This window comes from Curtobacterium sp. MCLR17_039, assembly GCF_003234745.1.
Lineage (GTDB): Bacteria > Actinomycetota > Actinomycetes > Actinomycetales > Microbacteriaceae > Curtobacterium > Curtobacterium flaccumfaciens.
On sequence record NZ_QKTF01000027.1, the window covers coordinates 1 to 9,763 of the forward strand.

The 9,763-nt window shown below is 68.7% G+C and carries 12 protein-coding genes; 10 read left to right on the top strand and 2 right to left on the bottom strand.

Annotation, left to right across the window (positions count from 1 at the left end):
* Both DEJ00_RS17980 and DEJ00_RS17985 read right to left on the bottom strand, forming a co-directional pair.
* On the bottom strand, positions 1-738 hold a 738-nt coding region (locus tag DEJ00_RS17980), incomplete at its 3' end, for a cation transporter (RefSeq protein ID WP_220038897.1).
* A complete protein-coding gene (locus tag DEJ00_RS17985; protein ID WP_111058318.1) occupies positions 735-962 on the bottom strand; it encodes a heavy-metal-associated domain-containing protein in 228 nt (75 codons plus the stop codon). The genes DEJ00_RS17980 and DEJ00_RS17985, both read right to left, overlap by 4 nt.
* A gap of 122 nt (positions 963-1,084) precedes the next feature.
* Between DEJ00_RS17985 and DEJ00_RS17990 the strand changes: the two genes are divergently transcribed.
* The 10 genes from DEJ00_RS17990 to DEJ00_RS18035 form a co-directional block, all read left to right on the top strand.
* A complete protein-coding gene (locus DEJ00_RS17990) occupies positions 1,085-1,762 on the top strand; it encodes a hypothetical protein (protein ID WP_146248015.1) in 678 nt (225 codons plus the stop codon).
* Positions 1,763-1,800: 38 nt separating this feature from the next.
* Positions 1,801-2,115: a metal-sensitive transcriptional regulator gene (locus DEJ00_RS17995; protein ID WP_056120637.1), complete on the top strand. Its 315-nt coding sequence runs from the start codon at positions 1,801-1,803 to the stop codon at positions 2,113-2,115.
* A gap of 94 nt (positions 2,116-2,209) precedes the next feature.
* Positions 2,210-2,671 carry a hypothetical protein gene (locus DEJ00_RS18000; protein WP_111058304.1) on the top strand — a complete coding sequence of 154 codons (462 nt, stop codon included), beginning with the start codon at positions 2,210-2,212 and terminating at the stop codon, positions 2,669-2,671.
* 104 nt (positions 2,672-2,775) lie between these two features.
* Positions 2,776-3,378 carry a DUF305 domain-containing protein gene (locus tag DEJ00_RS18005; RefSeq protein ID WP_111058305.1) on the top strand — a complete coding sequence of 201 codons (603 nt, stop codon included), beginning with the start codon at positions 2,776-2,778 and terminating at the stop codon, positions 3,376-3,378.
* A 306-nt stretch (positions 3,379-3,684) separates the two neighbouring features.
* Positions 3,685-4,428: a M23 family metallopeptidase gene (locus DEJ00_RS18010; RefSeq protein WP_181440232.1), complete on the top strand. Its 744-nt coding sequence runs from the start codon at positions 3,685-3,687 to the stop codon at positions 4,426-4,428.
* 109 nt (positions 4,429-4,537) lie between these two features.
* On the top strand, positions 4,538-5,134 hold the full coding sequence (locus DEJ00_RS18015; protein WP_111058309.1) for a TlpA disulfide reductase family protein: 597 nt from the start codon (positions 4,538-4,540) through the stop codon (positions 5,132-5,134).
* 4 nt (positions 5,135-5,138) lie between these two features.
* The gene (locus tag DEJ00_RS18020; RefSeq protein WP_111058311.1) at positions 5,139-5,879 is read left to right on the top strand and encodes a cytochrome c biogenesis CcdA family protein; all 741 of its coding nucleotides are present in this window, start codon (positions 5,139-5,141) and stop codon (positions 5,877-5,879) included.
* A 43-nt stretch (positions 5,880-5,922) separates the two neighbouring features.
* Positions 5,923-7,584, top strand: a complete 1,662-nt coding sequence (locus tag DEJ00_RS18025) for a cytochrome c biogenesis protein ResB (protein WP_375537600.1) — start codon at positions 5,923-5,925, stop codon at positions 7,582-7,584.
* A 2-nt stretch (positions 7,585-7,586) separates the two neighbouring features.
* The gene (ccsB, locus tag DEJ00_RS18030) at positions 7,587-8,582 is read left to right on the top strand and encodes a c-type cytochrome biogenesis protein CcsB (RefSeq protein WP_375537599.1); all 996 of its coding nucleotides are present in this window, start codon (positions 7,587-7,589) and stop codon (positions 8,580-8,582) included.
* Positions 8,583-8,584: 2 nt separating this feature from the next.
* Positions 8,585-9,763, top strand: a 1,179-nt coding sequence (locus tag DEJ00_RS18035; protein WP_146248016.1) for a peptidoglycan DD-metalloendopeptidase family protein, incomplete at its 3' end; no start/stop codon positions are given.

Consider the following 9,763-nt stretch of genomic DNA (forward strand, 5'->3'; position numbering starts at 1 on the left):
CGGCACCTCAGTTTCGACACCGTCTCGGAGCACCCGGGCAGTCGGTGCACCCAAGGCGAGGAGCGCCTGCAGGGCGGCGCCGGAGCGGTCCTTCGCGCGGGCCTCGAAGTATCGGCCGGCGAGGAGGAACACCGTCACCGCGGCGGCGACTTCGAAGTACGGCTCCGGAGCCGCGCCCGGGTGTGGGAACCAGGAGAACGCCATCTGCATCCCGATGTGCCCGGCGCCGCCGAACACGAGCGCCCAGACGGACCACACGGTCGCGGCGGCGACGCCGACGCTGACGAGGGTGTCCATCGTCGCGGCCCCATGCCGGGCGTTGATCGCGGCAGCACGATGGAACGGCCACGCACCCCACACAGCGACCGGCAGCGCCAGCACCAGAACGGCCCACTGCCATCCCGGGAACTGCAGTACCGGGACCATCGACAGCGCCACCACCGGCACGGCGAGCACCGTGGACACGATCAGGCGCCGCCGCAGCGGCGCGAGCTCGTCGGTGTCCGCACCGGGCGGTTCGGGCAGGTGCGCACCGTACCCGGCCGCTTCAACGGTGCGGATCGCGTCGTCGACAGCGAGGTCCGCAGGCAACGTGACGGAGGCGCTTTCGGTGGCGTAGTTCACGCTCGCGGTCACGCCGGGCAGCTTGTTCAGCTTCCGCTCGATCCGGTTCGCGCACGACGCGCACGTCATCCCCTCGATCGTCAGCTCAACCGCCGGGGTGCTGGTCGTGGTCATGATGCGACCAACGTGTAGCCGGCCTCCTCCACAGCGGCGGAGACTTCCTCCTGCGGCAGGTCGCGAGTGCTGGTCACCCGAGCGGTGGAGACACCGCCAACGTTGAGGTCGATCGTCACGTCCGTGACGCCCGGCACGGCGACGAGTTCCTCGTTGACACTCATCACGCAGTGCCCGCACGTCATGCCCGTAATGCCGTACGTGTTCGTCAGCTGCTCGCTCATCGTGGTGATCCCTTCGTCGTCCAAAGTCGTCAGGTACCCTAGGGGGGTACCGTAGCGAGTGTAACGCCGGTCGAGCGGATGTGTTCCCGATCCGCCGAACCGGCAACCGGAAAGAGGACGTGATGGCGACCAAGACTGATCGGCGAGAAGAGGCGCGGCGAAAAGCCGCTGATCGCAGAGCGGAGCAGCAGCGCAGCCGCACCCGCCGGTGGTGGCTACTGGGCGCCGCCGTGGTCATCGTCCTCGCCGCAGTCACCACGATCACGGTCACCGCCCTGACCCGCGGTAACGACACGGCGCCGACAGCGTCCGGGGTGACGGCGGCACCGCCGTGGCCGGCCCCCGCGGATGCGGCGGCGCGGGCAAAGGCTGCCGGGCTCGAGGTGGCGGGGATGGAAGGCGCGGCGCTGCACACCCATCAGCATCTGTCCGTATCGGTGGACGCGAAGCCGGTGGCGGTGCCGGCGAATATCGGCGTCGACGTGCAGCGGGGCGGCATGTCTGCACTCCACACCCACGACACCTCCGGCATCGTGCATGTCGAGTCCGCGAAGGTGCAGCCGTTCACCCTCGGACAGCTCTTCACCGAGTGGAACGTGACCCTGCGAGACGGGCAGGTCGGCGGGTACGTCGACGGGAGGAACGACCGGCACGTCGCCGTGTTCGTCAACGGCACCCGCACCACCACGCCGCTGCCGGATTTGGAACTGCAGGACCAGCAGGACATCGCGATCGTCATCACCCGTGGGTCCGGTACGCCGATCGCGCCGGCCCCGTTCGATTGGTCGACGGCGTCATGAGCGCCGCTACCGTAAACGGTGAACCCCGAGGAGCGTCCATGACCGACACCACCGCACCCGCAGCAGAGCACCACCACGGGTACATCACCGCGAAGGACGACTACCTCAAACGGTTGCGCCGCATCGAGGGGCAGGCCCGCGGCCTGCAGCGGATGGTCGATGAGGAGCAGTACTGCATCGACATCCTCACCCAGGTGTCCGCGATGACGAAGGCGCTGCAATCCGTCGCGCTCGGCCTGCTGGATGACCACCTCGCGCACTGCGTCACCGACGCCGTCGCCGAAGGCGGCGACGCTGCCGCGGTGAAGCTCAAGGAAGCTTCCGACGCGATCGCCCGCCTCGTGCGCGCCTAACCACCCCCTGCCCACCAGACGGGGCGGTTGTTCTCTCAGCGCTCGTCCTGCACCATAGAACCCGCACCCCGACCAGCCATCAGTACGGATCCGCATGCTCACCACCGCGAACACCACGCGCCGCCGCCTGCTGCTGCAGGCCACGGCGGTTCTGGCGTTGCTGCTGCTGGTCGGATTCACGGTCCTGATGCACAGCATGCTCGGCCACGCCACCACCGGCGATCACCCCATGACCGCCACGTCGAGCATGACGGCCGAGCACACCCACAGCGACGCCGCCGGACACGATGCCCACGCTGCCGCGCCGGCTGGCGCGGTGATGAGCGTGCTCAGTGATGCCGGCTGCGACGGCGGCCTGTGCGCGCTGATGTGCTCCCTGATGGGGATGGCGTGCGCGCTGACGATCGCCCTATTCGCGTGGGCGCTGCTGCGCACCCGGAACGGCGGGGTCCTCTACGTCCTCGCACGCCTCCTCGCCCTCGGGGACCGTGTCGCACGCCGCGTCGCGGCACCCAAGCCGCCATCACTGACGGCGCTGCAGATCATCCGTATCTGATCCATCCCCGGCGGGAGCGCTCCCTTCGGACGCTCCTGCATGCCCAGAACACGGGCAGGTATTCGCCTGCCCGGAACCCCTGACGCATTCACGGGAACGGATCCATGAACACCACCATCACGCGCACCCTCGCGGCCGCCGCCGCACTCACCATCGGCCTCACCCTCGCCGGCTGCTCCACCAACAACGCCGGCTCATCGGACAGCTCCTCCTCGTCGTCCTCGTCGGCGGCGTCGGCGCACAACGACCAGGACGTCATGTTCGCGCAACAGATGCTGCCGCACCACAAGCAGGCCGTTGAGATGAGCGACATGCTCCTCGCCAAGGGCTCCGACGTGGACGCTGACGTCGTCACCCTCGCCAAGCAGATCAAGGCGGAACAGGGGCCGGAGATCACGTCCCTGACCAGCTGGCTGAAGCAGTGGGGTGAGCCCACCGAAGCCTCCAGCATGTCCGGGATGGACCACTCCTCGATGTCGGGAATGATGTCCGACTCCGACATGGACGCCCTCGACAGCGCCTCCCCGGCGGACGCCGGGAAGCTGTTCCTGCAGCAGATGGTCGAACACCACACCAGCGCCGTCGACATGGCGGGGACCGAAGTCGACAAGGGCAAGAACACCGACGCGGTCGCGATGGCGAAGTCGATCGTGTCGAGCCAGACCGAGCAGATCAACCAGATGAAGGACATGCTCGCGTCGATGTGACCCCGGCCGTGGGTCGCGGCGGTGTCCCCCCTCCCCGCCGCGGCCCACGATCGGCCGCCCACTCTTTCCCTGCTTCGAGTTCCGCTCGACGTCCCACCCTTCGGCCGCAACCGGCCCATCGTTTCTTGGAGCCTTTCAGTGCCCCAGCAGCACCGTGCAAACGTCCCCACGCCCATGCCTACGCCCCTGACCCGGCGGGAAGCCCTCGCCGCTGAACGCGCGGCCGCGACCGCCCTTTCCAGCACCGCGGCCATCCCGCGGCCGCTCCCTGCACCCCCTCGGAGAGTGGCGGAGCCGCTGCGGACCATGCGTTCGCGTGCCCTTGCTGCGCTTCCGCTCACCGGGGCGGCGGCAGCCCTGGCTCTGTTCACTACCGCCGCGATTCCAGCCCAGGCCTCCACCGGACCAGCGACCGTGCTCCCCGGAGTCAACCCGGTCGCGACGGGGCAGAGTTTTACCGCCACGGGCGTCACCGTGTCCATCGACCGTGACGGTTACACCGTCACCAAGCCCACTCCGAAGCCGGTTATCACCACCAAGACCACCACGAGCAGCTCCAACACCGCCTCGACGACGGCCCCGAGCCCCGCACAGTCGGGTGCCATCGTGAATACCGGCGCCGGCGATATCCGCTGGCCGTTCCCGGGGCAGATCCGCATCAGCTCACCGTTCGGTGCCCGAACCGCGCCGTGCGCAGCATGCTCGTCGATGCACCAAGGCGCTGACATCACCCCCGGCGCCGGCACCCCCATCGGCGCAGTCGCCGCGGGGACGGTACGGGTCTCCGCGACGCACCCGGAGTACGGCCAGTACGTCATCATCGACCACCAGATCGACGGACAGACCATCTCCACCCTTTACGCCCATATGATCTACGGCTCGTCCCCACTCCGCGTCGGGCAGAGCGTCGCCGTCGGGCAACTCGTCGGCCTCGTCGGCAACACCGGCGCCAGCACCGGAGCGCACCTGCACCTGCAAGTCATGCTCGGTGGCAGCACCCCTGTCGACCCCATTGCATGGCTCAGGGCCAACGCGGGCCGGACGCTGTGACCATCACAGCACCCGTCGCCTTCACCAACACGTGCCTCATTCTGAACAGCTTCGGACAGGGTGTCCCCGCGTGTTCGCGTCGGCCGATTTCAGAGCGGAGTGCAGATTGATGAGACGTTGTGGGGCAACCGTCGCACTTGCGATCGCGCTCTCCGTCGTCCTCGCCGGATGCTCCTCAGGCAACGACTCCCTGTCGAAGCAGTACGGCAACGGGACCACGCAGAACTACATCTCCGGTGACGGTGCGGTGACCGAGGTCGCCGCCGACAAGCGCACCGACGCGGTCGACTTCTCCGCGACGACCTCCGACGGCGAGACGATCTCGGCCAAGGCCCTGCGCGGCAAGGTCGTCGTCCTGAACTTCTGGTACGCCAGCTGCCCGCCCTGCCGTGCCGAGGCGAAGTACCTCAACAAGGTGCATGCGGCGTACACCGACAAGAACGTCCAGTTCATCGGCGTCAACGTCCGGGACCAGAAGGCCACCGCCGCCGCGTTCGAGCGCACCTTCAAGGTCGACTACCCGACGGTGCTCGACGCGGACAAGGGCACCATGCAGCTCGCACTGTCCGGGCAGATCGCGCCGAACGCCGTCCCCGCGACGATCGTCCTCGACAGCAAGGGCCGGGTCGCCGCCCGCGTCCTCGGCGCCGTCGACGGCACGAGCATCCTCGACACCCTGGTCAGCGACGAGCTCAAGGCGTCCTGACCCCATGAGCGGCAACCCCTTCTCCGACGCGATCCTCAGCGGGCAGATGCTCGTCGCCCTCCCGGTGGCGCTGCTCGCGGGGCTCGTGTCGTTCCTGTCCCCGTGTGTGCTGCCCCTCGTGCCGGGCTACCTCGGCTACGTCGGCGGCGTCGCGGAGGGCGGGCAGCGCCGCGGCCGCGTGGTGCTCGGGGTGCTGCTGTTCATCCTCGGGTTCACGGCCGTGTTCGTGGCCTACACGACGGTCTTCGGCGCGCTCGGCTTCTGGCTCGTCCGCTGGCGCGACCTCATCACCCAGATCCTCGGCGTGGTGGTCATCGCGATGGGCCTCGTGTTCGTCGGCCGGTTCACGTTCCTGCAGCGCACCATCAAGCCCAGCTGGACCCCGGCCACCGGGCTCCTCGGCGCCCCCCTGCTCGGCATCGTGTTCGGCCTCGGCTGGACCCCGTGCCTCGGCCCGACCCTCGCCGCGATCAACCTGCTCAGCGTGCAGTCGGGCAGCGCCTGGCAGGGCATGTGGCTCGGGGTCGCGTACTGCCTCGGCCTCGGCATCCCGTTCGTGCTGGTCGCGCTCGGCGCCGGCTGGGCCACGGGAGCGATCCGTGCCGTGAAGCGCCACATGCGCACCGTCAACATCATCGGAGGAGCGATCCTGATCGTCATCGGTCTGCTCATGGTCACCGGAATCTGGTCGGCCGTCATGTCGAGCGTCGGGGCGGTGATCCAGAGCTATGTCCCGGCAGTCTGAGACCGACGACAGCCGGATCGAGAACGGCACCGCGTCCGACCCGATGCGGCCCTCCGACCACGTCGACGGTGCTGGACCGGCCGACGGCGGCGGCGGCGGCGAGGTCAACCAGCCGAAGCTCGGCCTGATCGGGTACGTCCGGTTCTTCTGGCGACAGCTCACGAGCATGCGGACGGCGCTCTTCCTCCTCATGCTGCTCGCCCTCGCGGCGATCCCCGGCTCCCTCGTGCCGCAGCGCACGGCGGACCCGAACGGCGTGGTGCAGTACAAGGCGGACCACCCGCAGCTCTTCCCGGTCCTCGACAAGCTGCAGGTCTTCGACACCTACACCTCGGTGTGGTTCTCCGCGATCTACCTGCTCCTCTTCGTGTCCCTGATCGGCTGCATCGTGCCCCGCACGAAGCACCACTGGCAGGCCCTCCGCACCCGTCCGCCGAAGACGCCCGCGCGCCTGACGCGTCTGGCGGGCTACCGCAGTGTCGCCGTGAACCCGGACACGGTCACCACCGCAGCGGGTGGGACGGACGCAGCCACGGGCCTCCCGTCCGTCGAGCACGCCGTGACGCGCGCGATGGCGATCCTGAAGCGCTCCGGCTACCGCGTCGAGCGGTTCGGCGACTCGGTGAGCGCGGAGCGCGGCTACCTGCGCGAGACCGGCAACCTGGTGTTCCACGCAGCCCTCGTCGGCGTGCTGCTCGCCGTCGGCGTCGGCGGCGGGTTCGGCTACACCGGACAGCGGCTCCTGGTGGAGGGCCAGACCTTCTCGAACGTGCTCGGTTCGTACGACTCGTTCAACCCGGGCCGCTGGTTCCAGCAGACCGACCTGAAGGGCTACAACCTGACGCTCGACAAGTTCGTCACGAAGTACGAGGAGCGGAACCTCGACGCCCTCGGCCAGGCCCTCGACTACTCCGCCACGGTGACCAGCAGGGAGAAGGGCGGCGAGGCGAAGACCAGCCGCCTCGGCGTCAACGACCCGCTCAGCGTCGGCGGCACGAACGTGTACCTGCTCGGCAACGGCTACGCCATGGGCGTGACGGTGCGCGACGGCAAGGGCGACGTGGCGTTCAAGGACGTCGTGCCGTTCCTGCCGGAGGACTCGAACTACACCTCGACCGGCGTCATCAAGGTGCCGGACGCCGTGCCGGACCAGCTCGGCATGGTCGGGTTCTTCTACCCGACGGCCTCGAAGCTGTCGACCGGCGCGTACACCAGCGCCTACCCGGACTCGCAGAACCCGCTCCTGACGCTGCAGGTCTACACCGGCGACCTCGGTCTCGACGACGGTGTGCCGCGGAGCGTGTACACGCTCGACACGTCGGGCCTCAAGCAGATCGCCGGTCGCCAGTCCGACGCGGCGAGCATCGAGCTGAAGCCCGGGCAGACGAAGACCCTGCCGAACGGTGCCGGGTCGATCACCTTCGACGGTGTGAAGCGGTACGTGTCGCTGGATATCAATCGTGACCCGTCACAGGTTCTCGTCGGCGCGTTCGCGATCCTGGCAATGCTGGGACTGCTGACCTCGCTGTTCGTCCCGCGTCGGCGTATCTGGATCAAGGCGCTTCGGCAAGCCGACTCCGAGAACGGTGAATACAACCTCGAGTATGCGGGCCTTGCCCGCGGCGAGGATCCGAACCTCCTGCGCGCTGTCGACGACATTGCTCGGCAACATTTCGCGCTCATCTCCAACAGGAGCTCAGAATGAACATGACCACAAACCTCGCGACCTACTCGGTCGTGCTGACGTACTCCGCGATGGCGGTCTACGTCGTCGCGTTCATCGCGTTCGCCCTCGACATGGCGAAGCGCTCCGGCGAGGTCGCCGCGGCCTCCTCGGGCGCCGGGGCACCGAAGGCCGCCGCCGAGCAGAAGACCGTCGCGACCGTCCAGGGCGGCACCGTCGTCCTGGAGCGCGTCGCGCAGTCCTCCGACGGCGACGGCTCGTCCCGCCGTGGCACCCGCTTCGAGCGGGTCGGCATGGCGATGACCGTCCTGGCGCTCGTGCTGCACGTCGGCTCGGTGGTCCTCCGCGGGATCGCGGCCGACCGTGTGCCGTGGGGGAACATGTTCGAGTTCTCCCTGACCGGCACGGCGCTGATCATCCTGATCTTCCTGCTCGTGCAGCTCTGGCAGAACCTCAAGTTCCTCGGCGTCTTCATCACCGGCCTGACGATCATCCTGCTCGGCATCGCCACCGTGAACTACTACGTGCCGGTCCGTCCGCTCGTGCCCGCGCTCGAGTCGTACTGGCTCGTCATCCACGTGTTCGTGGCCATCGCCGGCACCGGGTTCTTCGCCCTCGGCGCTGGGCTCGCGGTGGCGCAGCTGGTGCAGACCTACCACCAGGGCCGGACCACCTCGAACAAGATCCGGTTCATGGAGACGCTGCCCGACGCCGACCGGCTCGAGGTGCTCACCTACCGTGTACTCCTCGTCGGCTTCGTCCTCTGGACCTTCACGCTCATCGCCGGTGCGATCTGGGCCGAGCGGGCCTGGGGCCGCTACTGGGGCTGGGACACGAAAGAGGTCTGGACCTTCATCATCTGGGTCGTCTACGCCGGGTACATCCACGCGCGTGCGACGCGCGGCTGGCGCGGGGCACGGTCCTCGTGGCTGGCGCTCATCGGCTTCGCCGCGGTCATGTTCAACTTCTCCGTCGTGAACGTCTTCTTCAAAGGCCTGCACAGCTACTCGGGAATCTGAATATGCGCCGGATCAAACTGACTCTGTCATTTCTTGTGCAAAGGATCCCGCGCCTTCGCCGGAACGTCATCCTCACGGGAGCCGCCCTCACGCTGTTGCTCCCGCTCACGGCGCCAACGCCGGCTCGCGCGGCAGACTTTCCGACCTGGGATCAGGTGGAAGCCGCCCGCGGCAGCGAGCAGAGCAAGCAGGCGCAGATCAGCACGCTGAACGGGCTGATCGACCAGCTGCAGGAGAAAACGCAAGCGACCGACGACCGGGCTGACGCCGCCGGTCGGACCTACCAGTCGGCGCAGGATGACCTCGATCAAGCCACCGCAGCGCACGCGAAACTCGCCGCGAGCACGACTGCCGCGACAACGGAATCCGAAGAGCTCGGCAGCACCGTCGGGCAAGTCGCCGCGGCCCTCACCCGACCAGGCGGCAGCGGCCTCGGTGCCGGCGCGATCCTCGGACAGGACGACCCAGATGCGTTCCTGCAGGGGTTGAGCATGTCGAGCAAAATCGGCGAGCAGGTCGATGGCCTCTACGCCCGCGCGAGCACCGCGGCGAAAACCGCCGGCGCCCTCGCCGCCCAAGCCCGCGTCGCAAAGAACGCCCGCACGAAGCTCGCGGACGCCGCGCAAGACGCCCTCGATGCCGCCGTCGCCGCCAGCGAAGCCGCGGCAGCCGCGGAGGCGAGCGAGCGGGAGAACGTCAGCACGATGCGTGCCCAGCTGGCGACGCTGCGCGATGACCGGCTCAGCATCGAGCAGGGCTATGAAGCAGGCGTCCGCGCCCGCGCTGCGGCCGCCGCTGCCGCAGCGAAAGCCGACGCGGAAGCCCGCGCCCGCCAACAGGCAGCCGCCGCAGCCGCAGCCGCAGCCGCGTCGCGCCCTGCCGCGTCAGCGCCCGCACCGTCCGCCCCCGCTGCCGGCAGCACGCGTCCCAGCGGCAGCGGGACAGCGCCCGGGTGGACCCGACCAATCACCTCGTACACCTTCTACCAGGCGTACGGGTACCGCATCCACCCCGTCTACGGCGACTACCGCCTCCACGCCGGAGCCGACTTCAGCGCCCCCTGCGGCACCCCGCTCTACGCCACCGCCGCCGGCACCGTCACCTACGCCGGACCCTACGGCGGCTACGGCAACATCATCATCATCGACCACGGCGGCGGCATCACCAGCGCCTACGCCCAC